Below are 19,238 nucleotides of genomic sequence, written 5' to 3'. Positions count from 1 at the left end.
TCCGCAGAAAAAATGTAATGTCTGGTCATACTCAGCCTGTAATCGATACCAGCCTTTGCGCAAGAAGGCCGGCTGTTTCTTCCATGAGCTGTTTGCCGATCAAGTCGACATGCCTGTTTCTCCAATTTTCAAGCGGGGTTCCTTTCACCCATTGATTAAACGCGCCGAGTGCAGGGCCGCAATGAATTTGGTAATCTATTTTACTTTCGCTTTTTCCTTCCAGAGCGAGCCTCGTCGTATGGGAAAAATACCATTTAAATACCATCGCCATTTTGTGTTTCGGATTCTGTTCGGCTTTGGCGATCTGTTCAGAAGATTTATCACGTTTCAACTGCTCATACACTTCCTCAAAACTGCGCTGGAAATACTTATCTTCAATTAATGTTTTCGTTTTTTCATCTATTTCATCTAAAGAATTGTATTGTCTGTACAAGTCAAAGAGTTTATTGGCTCTTGCCGGGAAAAACAGACCTTTTTTCAGCACCTGCACCCTTGCTCCCGCTTCAAACATATCTCCCGCGGGAGCGTATGACGTATCCTGCACGTTCGCTTCCTGAAGCAGATCTTTCACTGAATCACTTGTCCCGGCTTCGACCGTGCATTGATTAATAGAACCGGTTCCGATAAATTCGGCGCCGAGCAGAAACGCGGCAGCAGCCGCTTCCGGAGTGCCGATGCCGCCGGCTGCGCCGATTCTTACTTTTTTCGCATAACCGTGCTTCTCCATCATGCGGTCTCTGAGTCTGATCATGGCAGGCATTAATGTATACGGAATCCCTTGGTCGGTATGCCCTCCTGAATCCGCTTCAACGCAAATGTCATCAGCCATCGGAATTTCTTTTGCAAGCGCCGCTTCCCCGGCTGTCAGCCGATTGTCAGACACAAGTCTTTCCAGCACATGAGCCGGAGCCGGATTCAGAAAGGCCTCAGCGACTTCAGGCCGGGATACTTTCGCGATGATTCTGTTTTGAACTGACACCGACCCGTCATGATTCCTGCTTAATCCCTTTGCCCTGTATATCACGAGAGCCGGGGTTATGCCCATAAATGCCGATGCTTCAATAAGATGAATGCCGTTTTTCAAATATAAATCTATCATTCTGACTTCCTTGTCAGGTGACATCATATGATGAAGAAGATTCATTCCGAATGTTTCCCCTTGCCGCAGTGCAGACCGGATGGTTCCGATGGCCTGTCCGATCCGTTCGATACTCAATCCGCCCGTTCCGAAAAAGCCCAGCATTCCCGCTTTTGCCGCTTTAATGACCATCTGTTCCGAAGCAATTCCCCTGTACATGGAGCCCGTCATGTAAGCATATTGGATGTTATAATCTTTTTTAAAATCTTCATTCCCTAATCTCATTCCCGCCGTTTTTTGTGAATCAGCTGCCGATGCTTTAACATCAGCAGTATCAGACTCTTCTTTCGGCATTGGTAATGGGACGGCATCTTTTTTAATCTGCCGCGTCAGTTTTGTCAGCACTTCCCCGGGCCCGACTTCTGCAATTTCATTATTTTCAAGCCCCATCAGACGGCGTATCGTGTCCGTCCACTTTACCTGATTGGTCATTTGCAAAGTCAGATTTGTTTTGATTTCATCATTTTTATAAGGTGCGGCATGAAGATTTGAGATCACCGGAAAACGAAGAGGCATAAACGCCGTTTCTTCTAAATAATCCGCGAACTCTTTTTCAGCATCTTTCATATAGCGGGAATGGAAGGCGCCGCTCACATTTAAAGGAAGATACATTCTCACGCCGGCTTTTTCAAAGACGGGGCCCGCTTTTTCAATGTCTTGTTTCGTTCCGGCGATCACAATTTGCGTAGGTGAATTGTGGTTAGCGATATCAATGCCGGTCAGATGATAATCGGATAGAACCTCTTTTACTTGTTCAGCCGTAAACCCCAAAACCGCCGCCATGCCTCCGGGAGCTGCCTTGCTCATGAGCTCCCCTCTTTTTTTCACAAGCTGCAAACCGGTCTTAAAATCAAAGCAGCCGGCCGCAAATAACGCATTATATTCTCCTAAACTGTGCCCTGCGGCGTAATCGGGCTCTCTGCCGGACTCTTTAATCTTCTTTAAATAACTGAGTGCACTTACCGTATATAACGCCGGCTGGGTAAATTGCGTTTTCCCCAGCTGATGATTCGGATCCTCCAGACACAATTCTTCTATAGAGTAGCCTAATATGTCATCAGCCTGACGTGTCAGATCTTGAAATTCATCAAACAGCCCGGCTCCCATTCCTTTAAATTGAGAACCCTGCCCCGGGAACACAAACGTAAGCATCTTATCCTCATCCTTTCCGCATCGTCAATTTGTATATCACATGTGGTTCTCAATACAAAAACGTCTCTTATTTCATATATTGACTGGTGTAAACACCGCCATAAAAATAAAAACACAAACGCGTTTGCGATTCAGCACAGGTTTAAAATCGCAAACGCATTGTGTTTTCCTTTTCTAACATAATTTATATAAAGACATCTTGCTTGTTTACTGAATGTTTCGCATGACAAGCTTCAGTGCCAATATGCCCGAAAACAGCCATGACGGCACACTTCTCCCTTATCATGTATATGTAGATATATACACTGCAATCATTTTTATAATCCCTATTTCCTCTTCAACGTGCCGAAACAGCGATTGAAATTTAATAGGTGCTTTACTTTAATTTAATAAATTTAACAAATAGTTGCTATTTAAAGAGAATAATATCAATTTATAGATAATAATGTCAAGGCCTTATTTCGTTATTTTCTGACATTTATTCCACAGTTTTATGTTCGGCGGACAGTCGGCATAATTGTTTCGGGATAAATGTCAGATAATTCCCTGAACCCTTTTCATGTCAAAGAAAATTCATCACCTCTCTGTCAATTGGGTCTATACTTATTTTTCATTTTCATATATTATGTAAAAAAAAGACGAATTAGAAAATTTTTTAATCACTTTAAATACTATCCATTAAATACTTTCTTTGTATAATAATTTCTTATTATTCTAAGGAGGATCCAGTCATGAAATGGTACGCACTTTTTGTAGAGTCGGGAAAAGAAGAAGCAGTTCAAAAATTTCTGCGTCTGCAGTTTGATGAGCAGGCTCTCTACTCAATCATACCCAAGAAAAAAGTCACAGAACGAAAAGCCGGAATCAAATACGAGGCACTCAAAAAGATGTTTCCGGGATATGTGCTGTTTAAAACAAAGATGACAGAGCGGACATTTCATAAAATCAAAGAACTCCCCATTTCATGCAGAATCGTGAATAACGGCGCATATTATTCCAAAGAGCGTAAAACCTATTTCACGACAATTAAGGATGAAGAAATCCTCCCTATTATCAGGCTGATCGGAGAAGGAGACACTGTAGATTATTCAAAAGTCTATATTGAAAATTCAAAAGTAACCGTTGCCTCAGGGCCTCTTAAAGGAATGGAAGGCATTATTAAAAAGATCGATAAAAGAAAAAGACGCGCCAAAATCTGCCTGTCTTTTATGGGACTGGACAAAATGGTCAACGTCGGAATTGAAGTGCTCTCCAAGCCCTAGCATTCCAAAAAAAGCATCAACAGCATGTGCCGTTGATGCCCTTTTTATATAAACAGACGAAAGCCCGACATCAAAATAACCCCGCTCACCACCTTCACGGTCAGACTTTTTGTTTTCAAGGCATAGTTGACCTGAAGCCGGGCAGCGCCCATGAGGCAAAATCACATTTAGGGGAATCCATTTTAATCAAGAGCGGTGAATTGACGGTTTAGCTTCATGACGAAAACCATGTGCTGACTTCGGGCGATGCCGCACAATTATTTTCATTCCTCGGATGAACCGGTGACATATTTTATGCTGGTCTATTATCCTGAACCGGCTTAAACGCATATCAGGCTTCTTCAGACAGAAGCCTGATGGACCGCAACCCATTCTTGTATGCATTGAATCAGTTTCTGGACAGAAGGTGTCTGCGTCTCCTTTGCATGAGCTGTCAAAATGCCGAGCTGCCTGGAGACATACCGGTCGAACCGTTTGATGAGCACATCACAATCATTCACCAAAAGCTGCGGCAGGATGCTGATCCCCAGATTGTTCCGCACCATTGCAATAATCGCTTCATCCCCTCTGATTTGATAAGCGACCCGCGGTGTGATCTTTTCTTCCTTCAGCACTTTCAGCACATCAAAATGTGTCTCCGGATAAGGCACGATACATTTGACGGATTCCATGACATGTAACGGAACCGTTTCACATTGCGCCAATTCATGCTGCGGGCTCATCACCGCTACAATCGGGTCCTCGGCCAACGGGTAAAAATGCCACTTCTCGCTGTGGGATGTCCCGATCGCCGCATCAATCCGATCATCTTTCAGCCATTGTTCCAGTTCAGTAGAATTTCCTTCAAACAAATGCACCTTAATAGAAGGATACAGCTCATTAAATTCCCTCAAAATTTTCGGCAGCCATTTTACCGCCACGCTCGTAACAGTGCCGAGCCGGACTTCCCCTCTTTCTAACCCATTAATATTATCAACGGTTTGAGACAGTTTTTCATAGTTTTTTTGAATTTCCTTCATAATATGTAACACTTTCAAGCCATTTGCGGTGGGCCTCACTCCATGCCGCTGTCTGATCAAGAGCGGAAAACCGTACTCTTCCTCTAATTTACTGATCATTTGGCTGATGTTCGGCTGTGTGTAATTCAATATGGCAGCGGCTTGGGTCAGGCTGCCGCTTTCTACCGTTTTAATAAAGGCTAAATGCTTCTTTAAATCCAACCGGCTTCATCTCCCAGATATCATTCTTTATTATCCAATGCATTAGTTATATTTAGTTTACTTATACATCAATCAAAAATAAAATGGCAATGTCTCCATCATTATACTTGATAACAAACAGAAGGTGAGCGTTTCAGCATGAGTTTTCTCATTCAATTTTTTATCGGCGGCACCGTTATGGTGGCCGCCGCGTATTTAAGCAAGTCGAAATACTTATTTTTATCAGGCGTTATCACATTGCTGCCGATCATGACGTTATTGAATATTCACTTGCAGCTGAAAAATATGAGCCCCGACGATTTCAGAGCCGCTCAAAAAAACGGAATATTCGGTGCCTTCGGCGCAGTGATCTTCATCAGCAGTATTTTCATCCTGACAAACTGGTTCAAAGGAGGCCACGCAGTCATCGGTGCGTTTCTCATCTATATTTGCTATATGATCGGCTGTAAATGCCTGTTATGAAGATACGGCCACGCTGTGTATAAAAAAATGCCCGTCCAGAACAATAAGAACGATCTGTTCAGTTGTGAGCAGTTTATATGACTGAATGATCATGAGTTGTTATAATCAATGTCTAAAAACATTCCGGGAGGCGAAATAAATGGCGAGAAAATTATTCACACCATGGACCGTTAAAGATGTAACGATCAAAAACCGTATTGTTATGGCACCGATGTGCATGTATTCCTCACATGAGAAGGACGGAAAACTGCAGCCTTTTCATATGGCGCACTACATATCGCGTGCAATCGGACAGGTCGGCCTGATTATCGTGGAAGCGACAGCCGTTAATCCTCAGGGGCGCATTTCCGATCAGGATTTGGGCATTTGGAGCGATGATCATATCGAAGGTTTTGCCAAACTGACGGAACAAGTGAAAGCGCAAGGAACTAAAATCGGCATTCAGCTTGCGCACGCCGGACGTAAAGCTGAGCTTGAGGGAGACATTTACGCTCCGTCAGCCATTCCGTTCGATGAGCAGTCCAAAACACCGGCTGAAATGACGACAGAACAAATTAAAGAAACCATTCAGGAATTCAAACAGGCAGCGGCGCGCGCGAAAGAAGCCGGCTTTGACATTATTGAACTTCATGCCGCACACGGCTACTTAATGCACGAATTTTTGTCCCCTCTGTCCAATCACCGTACAGACGAATACGGAGGCTCACATGAAAATCGCTACCGCTTCTTAGGCGAGACTATTGAAGCCGTCAAGGAAGTCTGGGACGGCCCGTTATTTGTCCGTATTTCTGCATCGGATTATACAGACAAAGGGCTGGACATTGCGGATCATATCGGTTTTGCGAAGTGGATGAAAGAACAGGGAGTCGACCTCATTGATTGCAGCTCAGGCGCACTCGTTCAAGCTGATATTAACGTCTTCCCCGGCTACCAAGTGAGCTTCGCGGAGAAAATCCGTGAACAGGCCGAAATTGCAACAGGCGCCGTCGGTTTGATAACGACGGGAACAATGGCGGAAGAAATTCTGCAAAACAACCGCGCTGACCTTATTTTTGTCGCGAGAGAACTTCTGCGCGATCCGCACTTTGCAAGGAGTGCAGCGAAGCAGCTGAATACTGAAATACCGTCACCGGTCCAATACGACAGAGCATGGTGATGAAGTGACAGCCGGAGTTTTTCGATCCGGCTGTCTCTTTTTTTATTTTTCGAGAAACGATTGCCGAAGCTTCTCCGTCTTCCCTATAGAACCAATTAGAGGAGATGACTCCAATGAAAGCAGCATGGATGGAAAGGACATATCTGATTGACGGGTGTCCGTTTTATACGAAACACCGTAAAGGCGCCGGCGAAGTGACGATCGTCTTTGAAGCCGGCTACGGCACTTCTTCTGAAACATGGACATCATTACTCGCTGACATAGATGAAGAATTTGGGGTTTTCACATATGACAGAGCCGGAATCGGCAAAAGCGGACGAAGCCGAAACAAGAGAACGGCGGACCATATGGTACAGGAATTAAACGCTCTTCTTCTGAAGGCCGGCGTCAAGCCTCCTTACCTTGTCGTCTCGCATTCATACGGCACGATTATCAGCAGACTTTGGGCGAGCCGGAACCGCCGGGATATTCTCGGGATGGTGCTGCTTGATCCGGTTTCTGAGGATCAGGAGACGAAAGTGTTTCCGCTTCTTCCCGAAGAAATGAAGGCCGCCTATTTGAAACAGTTCAAATTGGAAGGATCACACGCGGAATTTTTAACGAGCCTTAGGCAGATCAAGCATCAGCAGATTCATTTCGGCGATATGCCGCTGTTGATTTTATCATCGGGAGAGCGGGATGAGCGCTTAAAGCACGCTCATGAACAATGGGTGAAACTGCACAGAAGCATGCTTGATGTCTCTTATCAAAGCGGATGGATTCAGGCCAAAAACAGTTCTCATGCCATTCACCACGATGAACCGCACATCGTCCACCTCGCCATTTATGATGTTTGGTGCGCGGTGCGCCAGCAAATGAATGCTCCTGCCTATCAGGCGGTAAACTGATAAAACAAAAGCCATTGTGCAACGGCACAATGGCTTTTGTTATCGTGATCTATTTTGTCTCACGATGCAAAGTATACTTTTTCAACCGGGGTGAATACTTTTTCATTTCTAACCGGTCCGGATTCGTCCGTTTGTTCTTCGTCGTGATATAATTTCTGTCCCCTGTCTCTGTACAGGCCAATGTAACATTCACACGCATCATTTTCACCCCTTTTGTAAATCGTAATTATTACGTTTTATTATATCTCATCAGAAAAAAATGTCAAGCGTCTATTTTTTAAGACCGCTCCACAGTGACCTCCATGAAGTCAAATGCGATCTTACTGTTCTCAAATACCGCTTTCGCCTCATGTTCGAGACGCTCTATCGGCGATTCACCCTGATACCTTGCGCTGATATGAGTTAAGATCAGCTGTTTGGCGCCTGCTTTTTTTGCGGTTTGCGCAGCCTGTTCTGTCGTCGCGTGATAATAATTATGTGCGAGCTTTGCATCTTCCTTGGCAAACGTCGCTTCATGAACAAGCACATCCGCATTGCGCGCAAGCTCCGTTACCCGCTCTGATGCCCTCGTATCCCCGGAAAAAGCGACGATTCTCCCTTTTTTCGGGGATTCCAGAAAATCCCGCCCATTAATGATTCTGCCATCGTCAAGTGTGACCGTTTCGCCTTTTTTGAGTTTCTGATAGACGGGTCCGGGCGGGATATTCATTTCTTTCAATCTGCCGGCCTGCAATGCGCCGGGAATATCCTTTTCCTGAACCCGGTAGCCGAACGCTTCCACACCGTGAATGACGGATGCTGCTGTAACAATGAATTGCTCATCTTCAAAAACCGTCCCCTCTTCGATTTCATGTACGGTAAGAGGATACGTCAGATGAGTCGCCGTCACGTTCAGGCTTGTTTCGATAAAGGCTTTAATGCCTTTTGGCCCGTAAATCGTCAGCTCTTCTTCACCGCCCTGAAATGAACGGCTCCCCAACAGACCCGGAAGACCGTAAACATGGTCGCCGTGAAGGTGGGTGATGAAAATCTTTTCAATTTTCCTCGGTTTGATTGTTGTATGTAATATCTGATGCTGAGTGGCTTCTCCGCAATCAAACAGCCATACGGAACGCCTTTCTTCAAGAAGCTTCAGCGCGACGGACGTTACGTTTCTCGTCTTTGCCGGCATGCCGGCCCCCGTCCCTAAAAATAATAATTCCACAATGCTTCCTCCTAGATCTTTGTACTACTAAGAATACAGGATCAGGCTGAAAATGTGAATTCACCCGGGCCTTCTCCGGCCTGATTAATTTTTTTCCGCAAACCGCAAAAAACAGGCTGAAATGTTTGCTTTCAACGAATTTTAGATTTAAAATGAAGGAAATATGCGGGGTTTTAAACCATGCTTCAGATAAAGTGAGGTACTCTAAGTGAAAACAAACGACAAACCAAAAGCAGTAATTGTAATATTTGGTGCCACAGGGGATTTGGCAAAACGAAAACTTTACCCATCCATTCACCGTTTATATAAAAATGGTCAAATTGGTGAAGAGTTTGCAGTTGTAGGTGTTGGAAGAAGACCTTGGTCAAACGAGGACCTCCGGGAAACGGTTAAAACGTCTGTTTCTTCTGCCGGGCAAAAAGACATAGACGATTTCACATCTCATTTTTATTACCATCCGTTTGATGTAACGAATCCGGGTTCCTATCAGGAGCTGAATGTCCTGCTTGATCAGCTTGAACATACATATGAAATCCCGAACAACAGAATGTTTTACTTGGCGATGGCTCCTGAGTTTTTCGGCACGATCGCAAAATCACTTAAAAACGAAGGTGTCACAGCGACAAATGGCTGGTCCCGTCTCGTCATTGAAAAACCGTTCGGCCATGATCTGCCGAGTGCGAAAGAGCTTAACAAAGAAATACGCGAAGCTTTCACGGAAGATCAAATTTACCGGATCGACCATTACTTAGGCAAACAAATGGTTCAAAATATCGAAGTCATCCGGTTTGCAAATGCGCTGTTTGAGCCGCTGTGGAATAACCGCTACATCTCAAACATCCAGATTACGTCAAGTGAGGATCTCGGCGTTGAAGATCGCGCGAGATATTATGAAAAATCAGGCGCACTCCGTGATATGGTTCAAAACCATATTTTACAAATGGTCGCTCTCTTGGCAATGGAACCGCCGATTAAACTGAACACGGAAGAAATCCGCAGCGAAAAAGTGAAGGTGCTGAGAGCTCTCCGCCCTGTCGCTCCAAACGAAGTGAGTGACTTCTTCGTCCGCGGACAATACCAAGCGGGAAAGATTGACGGAAACGCTGTACCGAGCTATACAGATGAGCATAATGTAGCACCGGATTCCAATACGGAAACATTCGTGTCCGGAAAGCTGTTAATCGATAACTTCCGCTGGGCCGGCGTTCCGTTTTATATCCGCACAGGGAAACGGATGAAAGAAAAATCAACGAAAATCGTCGTTCAATTTAAAGACATTCCGATGAACCTTTATTACGGCAATGAAACGAATGTAAATCCGAACCTGCTTGTCATCCATATTCAGCCGGATGAAGGCATCACACTATATCTGAACGCTAAAAAATTAGGCGGAGCCGCTCATGCTCAGCCGATTAAGCTGGATTACTGCAGCAACTGCAGTGATGAAATGAACACACCGGAAGCCTATGAAAAATTAATCCATGACTGTCTGCTCGGTGATGCGACAAACTTTGCCCATTGGGACGAAGTGGCGCTTTCCTGGAATTTCGTCGATGCGATTTCCGAAACGTGGGCAGCCGACAAAACCCTTTCTCCGAATTATGAAGCCGGGTCAATGGGACCGAAAGCTTCGGACGATCTTCTTGAAAAAGACGGCCTCCACTGGTGGAATATATAAGAAAAAATTTAAAAACCGCGGCGCCGTTCATGACGGCCCGCGGTTTTTAATATCAGGAAAAGCCCCCGCAATCAATGCGGGGGCTTCTTCATTACTTCATCCATTCAGTATGGAAAATGCCTTCTTTATCTGTGCGTTCATACGTATGCGCGCCGAAGTAATCACGCTGCGCTTGAATCAAGTTTGCAGGAAGCACTGCCGTACGGTAGCTGTCGTAATACGCAAGTGCGCTTGAGAACGAAGGTACCGGCACGCCTTGGGCTACGGCAAGTGAAATCACTTGGCGAAGGGCGCCTTGGTAGCTTTCTGCAATGTTTTTGAAGTAGCTGTCTAACAGCAGGTTGTCAAGCTCCGGTTCACGGTCATATGCGTCTTTGATCTTTTGCAGGAACGCCGCGCGGATGATACAGCCGCCGCGGAAGATCATCGCGATTTCACCGTATTTCAGATCCCAGTTATATTCTTCAGACGCGGCTTTCATTTGGGCGAAGCCTTGTGCGTAAGAACAGATTTTACTCATGAAGAGCGCTTTTCTGACCGCTTCAATCAGCTCTTCTTTATTTTCAGTGACCGGCTTAACGTCTGGTCCGGACAGAAGGCCGCTTGCTTTCACACGCTCTTCTTTCATTGCGGAAATGAAACGCGCAAAAACAGATTCAGTGATAATCGGAAGCGGCACGCCTAAGTCAAGAGCGCTTTGGCTTGTCCATTTACCCGTTCCTTTTTGGCCAGCTTTATCAAGGATGACGTCAACAAGCGGTTTGCCCGTTTCTTCATCTTTTTTAGTGAAAATATCAGCCGTGATTTCGATCAGATAGCTGTCAAGCTCTCCTTTGTTCCACTCAGCGAATACTTCGTGAAGCTCTTCGGCAGACAATCCGAGCACCTGTTTCAGAATGAAATATGACTCAGAGATCAGCTGCATGTCACCGTATTCGATACCATTGTGCACCATTTTTACATAGTGCCCCGCTCCGTCCGGGCCGATGTATGTCGTACAAGCTTCTCCGTCCACTTTAGCAGAAATGGCTTCTAAAATCGGTTTTACGAGTTCGTGCGCTTCCTTTTGGCCGCCCGGCATAATAGAAGGCCCTTTCAGCGCTCCCTCTTCACCGCCTGATACACCCGTTCCGATAAAGTGAATGCCGCTTTCGGCAAGCTCTTTGTTCCGGCGCTGTGTATCTTTATAGTATGTATTTCCGCCGTCAATCAAAATATCGTCTTTTTCCAGATGAGGAAGAAGAGATTGAATCGTCGCATCCGTTGCAGTTCCCGCTTTAACCATTAATAAAATTTTACGGGGTGTTTCAAGAGACTGGACAAACTCCTCAATGCTGTATGTGCCGACAACATTTTTGCCTTTTGCCTCTTCTAAAAACTCTTCCGTTTTGCTGCTTGATCTGTTGTATACAGACACAGAAAATCCCCGGCTTTCGATGTTAAGAGCCAGATTTTTACCCATTACCGCAAGACCGATAACTCCGATTTGTTGTTTTGACATATTCTAACGTCCCTTCTTCAAACGTTTAACCATTTTAAAATTTAAATTAAAATAAAATGATATTTATACTAAAGAAATTATCATACATAACCCCTTTTTTCAAGTTATTCACCTTTTCTTTTCATCCTGAAAAAAGTCTCTGTTAAAGCTCGTTCCCCTTGTTTTGCTTTCTTCTTTTTTTATAACGGCGCCTTTTCTGATCAGGTTTTGGCCGTACTTTTCATTCAGCTCGTTCATCATCTGAAAAATCGGCTCATCCTTTGCGTCCTCCTTGAATGAAAACAGATCAAGCTGTTTATACGCCTGCTGTTTTTCAACCAGTTCCGTCCCGGTGATGCCGAGAAGCCTTACCGGATTTTGGTTCCAGTGCTTGTCAAACAGTTCCATCGCCGCTTCCATGATGTCTTTTTTCTGATCAGCCGGATTGCTGAGGGTCATGCTTCTTGTGACCGTTTTCCAATCCGCATACCGAATCATGATGAACAGCCGGCAGGCCATGACCTCCTTACGCTGGAGCCGTTCGCTCACAGAAAGCGCAAGCCGGTCAAACACGCCCGTTAATTCATCCCAGTCAGCCGAATCATGCGACAGGGTGGATGAGTTGCCGACGCTTTTAAATTCATAAATCCGCTCGGGATTGACTTCTGCAGGATGGATGCCGTTGGCTTTATCCTTCAGCCTCGGGCCGTTTATGCCGAGAAGCGTTTTCAGCGCGTGTTCATCTCCTTTTGCCAAATCACCGATCGTTTTGATGCCGAGCGTTTTTATTTTTTCCGCAGTTTTCGTTCCTATACCGTGCATCTCTTCTATCGGAAGAGGCCATAAGACGTCCGGCAGCTCTCTTTTTCTTAAAATGGTGATGCCGAGCGGTTTTTTCATGTCAGACGCCATTTTAGCGAGAAATTTATTCGGGGCGATGCCGATGCTTGACGGGAGCAAAAGCTCTTTTTGCAGTCTCGCCTGAATGTCTGCGGCTGTCTCATACGCCCTGTGTCTGTGCGGTGTGTCCGTAATATCCATGTATCCTTCATCAATAGAAACAGGCTCGACTAAATCCGTATACTCCCTCAGAATGCTGAACATTTCTTTTGACGAACTCCGGTAGCGGTCAAAATTCGGAGGCACGACGATGAGTTCCGGACAGAGGCGTTTTGCCCGCCACACCGGCATGGTGGTCTTTACGCCCCGCGCTCTCGCTTCGTAGCTGCAGGTGACGATGATTCCTTTCCGTTCCTTCACGTTTCCGGCAACGGCGATAGGTTTTCCTCTTAAAGACGGATCATACGCCATTTCTACGGAGGCATAAAAACTGTTCATATCGATATGAAATATAATTCTCCCTTTTCCGGCCACTCCCGGCGCCTCCTTTCCTTTCATAGACAACCTTATATATATGTAGTAAAATAAGAGCTGAATGGATGTGATAAAATGATTCTTGAGTCAATGAATGACTTTTTATTTTTAGTCGATTTTTTCACAATTATTCTTCCCGCTCTGACCGCGATCGGCATCGCTTTTCTTTTGCGTGAGCGCCGCGCAGGCGAGCATTGGAGAACGAAACGAATAGATGAACATCAAGCAGTCGTTCAGCTGAACCGAACAGACTTTCTTATTATTATATATCATCGCATTACAACTTGGATACGTAAAGTCATCCGCATGAATTCACCGGCGAATGATGATGAAGATGTCAGCTTCCTCCTTTTATAACGGCAAGTGAAGATAAAAAGGAGGAGACATAATTGTCTAAAACATATCAAAAATGGATTGCATTCGGATTGTTTTTTATCGTACTGTGCACAGGCCGCTCGGCTTTTGCGGCGACATCTCAGACTCAGACGGGAGGCCTCGGGAATATCGGTTTTTTCCACGATTACCTGATCGAGCCGTTTTCGGCACTTTTAAAAGGGGTGGCGGGCCTGTTCCACGGTGAGTACGGACTGTCGATTATTCTGGTGACGATTATCGTCCGGATCGTTGTATTGCCTTTGTTTGTGAACCAATTTAAGAAACAGCGGGTGTTCCAGGAAAAAATGGCTGTGATCAAACCGCAGGTCGACAGCATTCAGGCTAAAATGAAACAAACGAAAGATGCGGAAAAACAAAAAGAACTGCAAATGGAAATGATGAAGCTTTACCGTGAGCACAATCTGAATCCGATGGCAATGGGATGTCTTCCGATGTTGGTGCAATTCCCGATTTTGATCGGTTTTTATTACGCCATCCGCTCAACGCCGGAAATTGCTTCACACTCATTTCTGTGGTTCAGCTTAGGGCATTCTGATATTCTTGTATCACTGTGCGCGGGGGCCATGTATTTCTTACAGGCTTATATTTCCCAAAAATTAAACGAGAAATATTCACCGGCTGCTCAAAATCCGGCCGCGATGCAGTCAGCAAAAATCATGGTCTTTATTTTCCCTGTCATGATGACCGTTTTCTCGCTTAACGTACCGGCTGCGCTGCCGCTTTACTGGTTTACAAGCGGACTGTTTTTGACAGTGCAGAACGTACTTTTACAGCAGACTCATCATAAAAAGAAACAGGCTGCGGCTCAGGCGGAGCCCGCCAAATCATAATACTGAAACCCTGCCGGAACCTATCCGGCAGGGTTTTTTTCTTGTATCTGCAAAGCTTTAAGCCAGTTATCTTATCATGAAGAATGAAAAAAGCACCCAATCAACTGGGTGCTTCGTTTTTAGTTGGCCGCTGTTTCGATAATGGCAACGACCATTTCCGCCGTTTTGACGAGCTCTTCAATCGGCATTTTTTCATTTTTCGTATGGATTTGTTCATAGCCTACTGACAGGTTGACTGTCGGAATGCCGTGGCCGGCAATGACGTTTGCGTCACTTCCGCCGCCGCTTGTCTGAAGTTCGCTCGGACGGCCGATTTTTGCCGCCGCTTTTTTCGCGACTTCCACAACCTGATCACCGTCCTGATATTTGAAACCCGGATACATGACCGCGATGTCCACTTCCGCGCGGCCTCCCATCTCAGCTGCAGCAGATTCGAAAGCTTCTTTCATTTTCTGCACTTGCGCCTCCATTTTTTCAGGCACTAATGAACGCGCTTCAGCCAGAATATCAACCTGGTCGCAGACGATATTGGTTTGCGTGCCGCCTTCGAAACGGCCGATATTAGCCGTTGTTTCTTTATCAATACGGCCGAGCGGCATTTTAGAGATTGCTTTTGATGCGATTGTAATCGCGGAGATGCCTTTTTCCGGTTCTACTCCGGCATGCGCCGTTTTCCCGAAAATGGTTGCTCTCACTTTCGCTTGTGTCGGCGCGGCTACAATAATGTTGCCGACTTTTCCGTCTGAATCAAGCGCAAAACCGTATTTCGCGGTAATGTCTGAACGATCCATTGCTTTTGCCCCGACTAATCCCGATTCTTCTCCGGCCGTGATAATGAATTCAATGGTGCCGTGCTCGATGTTTTGTTCTTTCAGCACTTTAATGGCTTCAAACATTGCGGCAAGACCCGTCTTATCATCAGCGCCGAGAATCGTCGTGCCGTCGGATTTTACATAGCCGTCTTCCACAATCGGCTTAACGCCTTTGCCCGGAACAACCGTGTCCATGTGGGATGTGAAATAAATCGTATCCGCATCTTTTGTGCCCTTTAACGTACAGATTAAGTTGCCGGCTCCATGCCCCGTCACTTCTTTTGTATCATCTTCTTTTACGCTCAATCCTAAATCAGTGAATTTTTGTTTGAGCACCTTGCTGATTTCCGCTTCATGTTTTGTCTCTGAATCAATTTGAACGAGTTCAAGAAATTCTTCAAGCAGACGTTTTTCGTTTACCATTTTCAGTTCCCTCCGTTTAAAGCGGTATATTACCGTGCTTTTTTTTCGGTCTTTCCTCTTCCTTATGCGCAAGCATGTCAAATGCCTGAATCAATTTTTTCCTCGAGTCTTCCGGCCGGATGATATCATCCACCATTCCGCAGGCCGCCGCTTTATACGGACCGGCGTTTTCCTTTTCGTATATGGCTTTTTTTTCGCGCTTCGTTTTTTCCGGGTCGCCAGAAGCCTGTATGTCTCTGCTGTATAAAATCGACGCCGCGCCTCCCGCTCCCATCACGGCGATTTCCGCATTGGGCCAGGCGAATACAAGATCTGCCCCGAGCCCTTTCGAATTCATGGCGACATAGGCGCCTCCGTAAGCTTTTCTGATGATGAGCGTCACTTTCGGCACCGCCGCTTCGGCAAAAGCATACAGCAATTTTGCTCCGTGACGGATGATTCCCGCATGTTCCTGCTGAAGGCCCGGAAGAAATCCCGGAACATCAGCGATCGTCAATAGCGGAATATGAAACGCGTCGCAAAAACGGATGAATCTCGACGCTTTGTCAGCGGCATCAATCGTGAGGCTCCCCGCCAAGTGTTTCGGCTGGTTTGCGACAACACCGACTGTACGCCGTCCGAGTTTCAGAAAACCGACAGCAATGTTTTTGGCAAAATACGGCTGAATGTCAAAAAACGTTCCGTCATCCGCCAGCTCTTTTATTACCTGTAACACATCGTAAGGTTTCGAACTGTCCGCGGGAACGAGGGTGTTTAATAACGGTCTGGCGTCTTCCTTTTTAACGGGTAATGCCGTCTGTCCGCCGTGCGGGAGATAAGAAAGCAGGGTTTTCACAGCGGAAAGAGCCTCTTTTTCCGTTCGTGCGGAATAGTGGGCATTTCCGCTTATCACATTATGTATTCCCGCACCGCCTAAACTTTCCGCGTCAATCTGTTCACCCGTCACCTGTTCAATGACTTTCGGGCCTGTAATAAACATGTGCGACGTATGTTCCGCCATAATCACAAAATCCGTCAAAGCGGGTGAATAAACAGCACCGCCGGCACACGGCCCAAGGATGACAGAAATTTGCGGAATCACTCCCGAGTAAAGGACGTTGCGCCTAAAGATATGACCGTATCCATTTAATGATACCACACCCTCTTGAATTCTCGCACCACCTGAGTCGTTCAGCCCGATGATCGGGGTTTTGTTTTTCGCCGCCAGATCCATTACCGCCGCGATTTTTTCCGCATGTGTCTCGCCGAGCGTCCCGCCGAGTACGGTAAAGTCATGGGCAAACAAATACACGGGCCGTCCTTCAATTGTGCCGTATCCGGTAACAACGCCGTCTCCCGGAGCATTCTGGCACCCGGGCGTGCGGCTTTTGGCAAACGGCTGCAGCTCTGAAAAACTGTCTTCGTCCAATAGATAGTCAATTCTTTCTCTTGCCGTCAGCTTGCCTTTTTTGTGCTGTTTTTCATTTTTTTCCGCTCCGCCGCCGTTTGTTAAAAAGGAACGTCTTTCGTTTAAGTGTCTGATATGATCACTCATGCTCATCTTGAGTTTCTCCTTTTTCAATTGTTTCACAAAGCTCAATCAGTACGCCGTTCGCCTCTTTTGGAGAGAGAAATGCGATCTTCTTTCCGCCCGCTCCGTTTTGCGGTTCATGATGAAGCAAGGTCATGCGGCATGATTCAAGCTCCTTGATCGTTTCCTTCATATCGGCGCAGCGGAATGCCAAATGATGCAGCCCTTCGCCTCTTTTCTGTAAAAAAGAGCTGACGGGAGACGCGTCCGACAGCGGCTCAATCAGCTCAAGCTTTGTGCCTCCCGCTTCTAAAAAAGCAACTCTCACATTTTGGCCGTTTACCAGCTCGTCTCCCATATACGTAAGCCCGAGCATCCGTTCGTAAAATCCTCTCGCGGCTTCAATAGAGCTGACGGCAATGCCGACATGATCAAGTTTTTTCATAGCGCGGCCACCTGCTTTCCCCCATAGGATATGGCTTGTTCATACAAGCAAAACACGTTAAAATGGTAGACAGTAATCTTAAGGAGTGAAACAATGTCTCAAAAATTTATGAAAAGCGCCGTCATCGTCATTTTGGGCGTATTTATACTTTCAACCCTCCTCTCAGGCATTATGATGTATTTGCGGTAAAAAAGCAGGCGCCTCATTGCAAGGGGGTTTCCTGCTTTTTTATGAGGGCTTTCCGCTCTATTGCAATGTCCTCGAATGAGCGGTTTTCTTTTGTAATCAATACTTTCGTTCCGGGAGGGATAATCCGGAAAATACGGATGACATCCCGGTTTTTCATACGGATGCAGCCGTTTGATACAAACCCCCCGATCAACTCTTCTCTGTTTGTTCCGTGAATGCCGTATATCCTGCCGTCGGTGCCTTTCGCATCAAAACCGATCCAGCGGACGCCGAGCGGGTTTTCCGGCGCGCCCCCCTTTACATTTTTCTTCCGGTAATACGGATTGACGGCTTTGACCGTTACCGTAAATTCTCCTTCAGGCGTCAAATCATCCGTTTTTCCCGTCGCCACCTGATAAATGCCTTCTATTCGGTTATCCTTCACAACAGCAAGCGCATTTGTGGCTTTATTGACGATAATATAAGGGTCACCCGGCAAAGGGTTCGCGCCAAGCGGCCAAAGCGGAGACAGCAGCAGGACGGCTGACAATAAAAAAAATCGCATGGGCTCCCCTCCTTTTTTCATTAGAATGACCAATGAAAGGAGGACTCATGCGATTGATCCATATGTTTTTTTACAGCTTGATGCCTTTGAAATAACTTTTAATCACGAGATATTGTTCCATCTCACCGAGGAGGTGGAACAAAGCCGCCCGCGCTTCAAACTCCTCACGCGTTGCCGGGAGCGGCATTTCTTCAAATTCCATTCTCATTTCTGCAAGTCTTTTTAAAAATTTATGAGCGGTATTGCCGGGATGAATGGCTTCCCTTAATTCATGGATGAAATGGGCGATTATTTTTCCCTGCTCCACCGTTATTGAAATAGAGGTAATCTTCGGCAGCAGCCGTTCAATGATTTCAAATTGTTTCTGCCTCATCTTAAAATAATGATAGTAGAGATTTTCATGGCGCAAAATATGATTCTGCACGTCCCGATAGGCGAGGTTTTTCGCCTCTTGAATCATCTGATGCGTCTCCGGTATTTCCTTCCCCGTCCAATCTTGCTCACCAGTTAACAAATACCGTTCGATTTCGGCGAAGATGACGGAAAAGTTGTCCTCGATTTTTTTCCTGTACGCCGCGAGTTTTCTGTCGAGGCTCGGCATATACAGATTCATTAACAGCGCGACGCCGATACCTACGGTGATCAGCTGGAACTCATTCCAGATAAACGCCATCGTAATGCCGCCGGACATATATAAATGAAGAATGATTACTGAGCTGGTGACGATCCCTTCATTTATTTTTAAAACGACTGTAGTCGGAATGAACAGCACCAGCAATATTCCGATCGCAAACGGATAATAGCCGATCAGTCCGAAAAAGACATATGAAAAGACGATCGCCAATAAACAGGCGGCAAATCGGGCCCACGAGGCCTGAAGCGACCGCTTTTGTGTAATCTGGATGCACAATATGGTGATGATTCCTGCGGATGCGAAGTTTTGCAGATGCAACAGCTGGGCTAAATAAATGGCCAGCGCCGTTCCAAGTGCGGTCTTTAGTGTCCGGTAACCGATTTTAAACATTGCTTGCTCCATTCTGTTTGTTTCTTTCTCAAAAAAAAGAAGAAGAGCATTC

At 45.9% G+C, this 19,238-nt stretch carries 19 protein-coding genes; 8 read left to right on the top strand and 11 right to left on the bottom strand.

The window, feature by feature from the left end:
* Positions 1-31: 31 nt before the first annotated feature.
* Entirely contained in the window at positions 32-2,290 is a 2,259-nt protein-coding gene (gene fabD, locus G9F48_RS13000) for an ACP S-malonyltransferase (protein ID WP_165409586.1), read from the bottom strand.
* A 731-nt stretch (positions 2,291-3,021) separates the two neighbouring features.
* Between fabD and loaP the strand changes: the two genes are divergently transcribed.
* Entirely contained in the window at positions 3,022-3,552 is a 531-nt protein-coding gene (loaP, locus tag G9F48_RS12995) for an antiterminator LoaP (protein ID WP_003153257.1), read from the top strand.
* Between the two features lie 341 nt (positions 3,553-3,893).
* On the opposite strand, the gene G9F48_RS12990 is transcribed toward loaP, so the two are convergent.
* Positions 3,894-4,772: a LysR family transcriptional regulator gene (locus tag G9F48_RS12990; RefSeq protein WP_070082078.1), complete on the bottom strand. Its 879-nt coding sequence runs from the start codon at positions 4,770-4,772 to the stop codon at positions 3,894-3,896.
* Positions 4,773-4,910: 138 nt separating this feature from the next.
* Here G9F48_RS12990 and G9F48_RS12985 point away from each other — a divergent pair, with 138 nt between their 5' ends.
* The 3 genes from G9F48_RS12985 to G9F48_RS12975 all read left to right on the top strand — a co-directional run bounded on the left by G9F48_RS12985 (position 4,911) and on the right by G9F48_RS12975 (position 7,277).
* A complete protein-coding gene (locus tag G9F48_RS12985) occupies positions 4,911-5,234 on the top strand; it encodes a GlpM family protein (protein WP_015240166.1) in 324 nt (107 codons plus the stop codon).
* Between the two features lie 139 nt (positions 5,235-5,373).
* Positions 5,374-6,390 (top strand): NADPH dehydrogenase NamA, encoded by a 1,017-nt coding sequence (namA, locus tag G9F48_RS12980; RefSeq protein WP_165409585.1) that lies wholly within the window; start codon positions 5,374-5,376, stop codon positions 6,388-6,390.
* 113 nt (positions 6,391-6,503) lie between these two features.
* Positions 6,504-7,277, top strand: coding sequence for an alpha/beta fold hydrolase (locus G9F48_RS12975; RefSeq protein WP_102422723.1), 774 nt, complete (start codon positions 6,504-6,506; stop codon positions 7,275-7,277).
* Between the two features lie 49 nt (positions 7,278-7,326).
* On the opposite strand, the gene rpmG is transcribed toward G9F48_RS12975, so the two are convergent.
* Complete coding sequence (gene rpmG, locus G9F48_RS12970) at positions 7,327-7,476, bottom strand: 50S ribosomal protein L33 (RefSeq protein ID WP_003153246.1); 150 nt, start codon at positions 7,474-7,476, stop codon at positions 7,327-7,329.
* 78 nt (positions 7,477-7,554) lie between these two features.
* Complete coding sequence (gene rnz / locus G9F48_RS12965; protein WP_032866386.1) at positions 7,555-8,481, bottom strand: ribonuclease Z; 927 nt, start codon at positions 8,479-8,481, stop codon at positions 7,555-7,557.
* A 208-nt stretch (positions 8,482-8,689) separates the two neighbouring features.
* Between rnz and zwf the strand changes: the two genes are divergently transcribed.
* Positions 8,690-10,159, top strand: coding sequence for a glucose-6-phosphate dehydrogenase (gene zwf / locus G9F48_RS12960; RefSeq protein ID WP_165409584.1), 1,470 nt, complete (start codon positions 8,690-8,692; stop codon positions 10,157-10,159).
* A gap of 91 nt (positions 10,160-10,250) precedes the next feature.
* Here the strand turns inward: zwf and gndA are convergent, their stop codons facing one another.
* Positions 10,251-11,660, bottom strand: a complete 1,410-nt coding sequence (gene gndA / locus G9F48_RS12955; protein ID WP_003153241.1) for an NADP-dependent phosphogluconate dehydrogenase — start codon at positions 11,658-11,660, stop codon at positions 10,251-10,253.
* A 108-nt stretch (positions 11,661-11,768) separates the two neighbouring features.
* Complete coding sequence (locus G9F48_RS12950) at positions 11,769-13,013, bottom strand: DNA polymerase IV (protein WP_003153240.1); 1,245 nt, start codon at positions 13,011-13,013, stop codon at positions 11,769-11,771.
* 75 nt (positions 13,014-13,088) lie between these two features.
* On the opposite strand from G9F48_RS12950, the gene G9F48_RS12945 reads away from it, so the two are divergent.
* The gene (locus tag G9F48_RS12945; RefSeq protein WP_003153239.1) at positions 13,089-13,370 is read left to right on the top strand and encodes a hypothetical protein; all 282 of its coding nucleotides are present in this window, start codon (positions 13,089-13,091) and stop codon (positions 13,368-13,370) included.
* A gap of 32 nt (positions 13,371-13,402) precedes the next feature.
* On the top strand, positions 13,403-14,239 hold the full coding sequence (locus G9F48_RS12940) for a membrane protein insertase YidC (RefSeq protein ID WP_007408393.1): 837 nt from the start codon (positions 13,403-13,405) through the stop codon (positions 14,237-14,239).
* 119 nt (positions 14,240-14,358) lie between these two features.
* On the opposite strand, the gene G9F48_RS12935 is transcribed toward G9F48_RS12940, so the two are convergent.
* Genes G9F48_RS12935 through mce form a run of 3 tightly spaced genes read right to left on the bottom strand, consistent with a single transcriptional unit; the run spans position 14,359 to position 17,429 of the window.
* Positions 14,359-15,474, bottom strand: coding sequence for a tripeptidase T (locus tag G9F48_RS12935; RefSeq protein WP_003153237.1), 1,116 nt, complete (start codon positions 15,472-15,474; stop codon positions 14,359-14,361).
* 16 nt (positions 15,475-15,490) lie between these two features.
* Positions 15,491-17,014 carry an acyl-CoA carboxylase subunit beta gene (locus G9F48_RS12930; protein WP_446697968.1) on the bottom strand — a complete coding sequence of 508 codons (1,524 nt, stop codon included), beginning with the start codon at positions 17,012-17,014 and terminating at the stop codon, positions 15,491-15,493.
* Positions 17,001-17,429 carry a methylmalonyl-CoA epimerase gene (gene mce, locus G9F48_RS12925; RefSeq protein ID WP_003153235.1) on the bottom strand — a complete coding sequence of 143 codons (429 nt, stop codon included), beginning with the start codon at positions 17,427-17,429 and terminating at the stop codon, positions 17,001-17,003. The genes G9F48_RS12930 and mce overlap by 14 nt, the downstream gene beginning before the upstream one ends.
* A gap of 93 nt (positions 17,430-17,522) precedes the next feature.
* On the opposite strand from mce, the gene prli42 reads away from it, so the two are divergent.
* Complete coding sequence (gene prli42 / locus G9F48_RS12920; protein ID WP_007408390.1) at positions 17,523-17,618, top strand: stressosome-associated protein Prli42; 96 nt, start codon at positions 17,523-17,525, stop codon at positions 17,616-17,618.
* 13 nt (positions 17,619-17,631) lie between these two features.
* Here the strand turns inward: prli42 and G9F48_RS12915 are convergent, their stop codons facing one another.
* Positions 17,632-18,162 carry a L,D-transpeptidase gene (locus tag G9F48_RS12915; RefSeq protein ID WP_070082083.1) on the bottom strand — a complete coding sequence of 177 codons (531 nt, stop codon included), beginning with the start codon at positions 18,160-18,162 and terminating at the stop codon, positions 17,632-17,634.
* A 70-nt stretch (positions 18,163-18,232) separates the two neighbouring features.
* A complete protein-coding gene (locus G9F48_RS12910) occupies positions 18,233-19,186 on the bottom strand; it encodes an aromatic acid exporter family protein (protein WP_165409595.1) in 954 nt (317 codons plus the stop codon).
* Positions 19,187-19,238: the final 52 nt, after the last annotated feature.

It is taken from the genome of Bacillus sp. EKM420B, from assembly GCF_011065565.1.
GTDB classification, from domain to species: domain Bacteria; phylum Bacillota; class Bacilli; order Bacillales; family Bacillaceae; genus Bacillus; species Bacillus velezensis.
The sequence above is the reverse complement of the archived record's forward strand: the minus strand, read 5'-3'. Positions and strand labels throughout refer to the sequence as shown.

Bases quoted from the DNA above. Each gene is read 5' to 3' on its own strand.
- G9F48_RS12915 (WP_070082083.1), bottom strand. From the start codon at position 18,162: ATGCGATTTTTTTTATTGTCAGCCGTCCTGCTGCTGTCTCCGCTTTGG.
- namA (WP_165409585.1), top strand. From the start codon at position 5,374: ATGGCGAGAAAATTATTCACACCATGGACCGTTAAAGATGTAACGATC.
- rpmG (WP_003153246.1), bottom strand. From the start codon at position 7,476: ATGCGTGTGAATGTTACATTGGCCTGTACAGAGACAGGGGACAGAAAT.
- gndA (WP_003153241.1), bottom strand. From the start codon at position 11,660: ATGTCAAAACAACAAATCGGAGTTATCGGTCTTGCGGTAATGGGTAAA.
- loaP (WP_003153257.1), top strand. From the start codon at position 3,022: ATGAAATGGTACGCACTTTTTGTAGAGTCGGGAAAAGAAGAAGCAGTT.
- fabD (WP_165409586.1), bottom strand. From the start codon at position 2,290: ATGCTTACGTTTGTGTTCCCGGGGCAGGGTTCTCAATTTAAAGGAATG.
- G9F48_RS12935 (WP_003153237.1), bottom strand. From the start codon at position 15,474: ATGGTAAACGAAAAACGTCTGCTTGAAGAATTTCTTGAACTCGTTCAA.
- G9F48_RS12930 (WP_446697968.1), bottom strand. From the start codon at position 17,014: ATGAGCATGAGTGATCATATCAGACACTTAAACGAAAGACGTTCCTTT.
- prli42 (WP_007408390.1), top strand. From the start codon at position 17,523: ATGTCTCAAAAATTTATGAAAAGCGCCGTCATCGTCATTTTGGGCGTA.
- G9F48_RS12910 (WP_165409595.1), bottom strand. From the start codon at position 19,186: ATGTTTAAAATCGGTTACCGGACACTAAAGACCGCACTTGGAACGGCG.
- G9F48_RS12985 (WP_015240166.1), top strand. From the start codon at position 4,911: ATGAGTTTTCTCATTCAATTTTTTATCGGCGGCACCGTTATGGTGGCC.
- G9F48_RS12975 (WP_102422723.1), top strand. From the start codon at position 6,504: ATGAAAGCAGCATGGATGGAAAGGACATATCTGATTGACGGGTGTCCG.
- mce (WP_003153235.1), bottom strand. From the start codon at position 17,429: ATGAAAAAACTTGATCATGTCGGCATTGCCGTCAGCTCTATTGAAGCC.
- G9F48_RS12945 (WP_003153239.1), top strand. From the start codon at position 13,089: ATGATTCTTGAGTCAATGAATGACTTTTTATTTTTAGTCGATTTTTTC.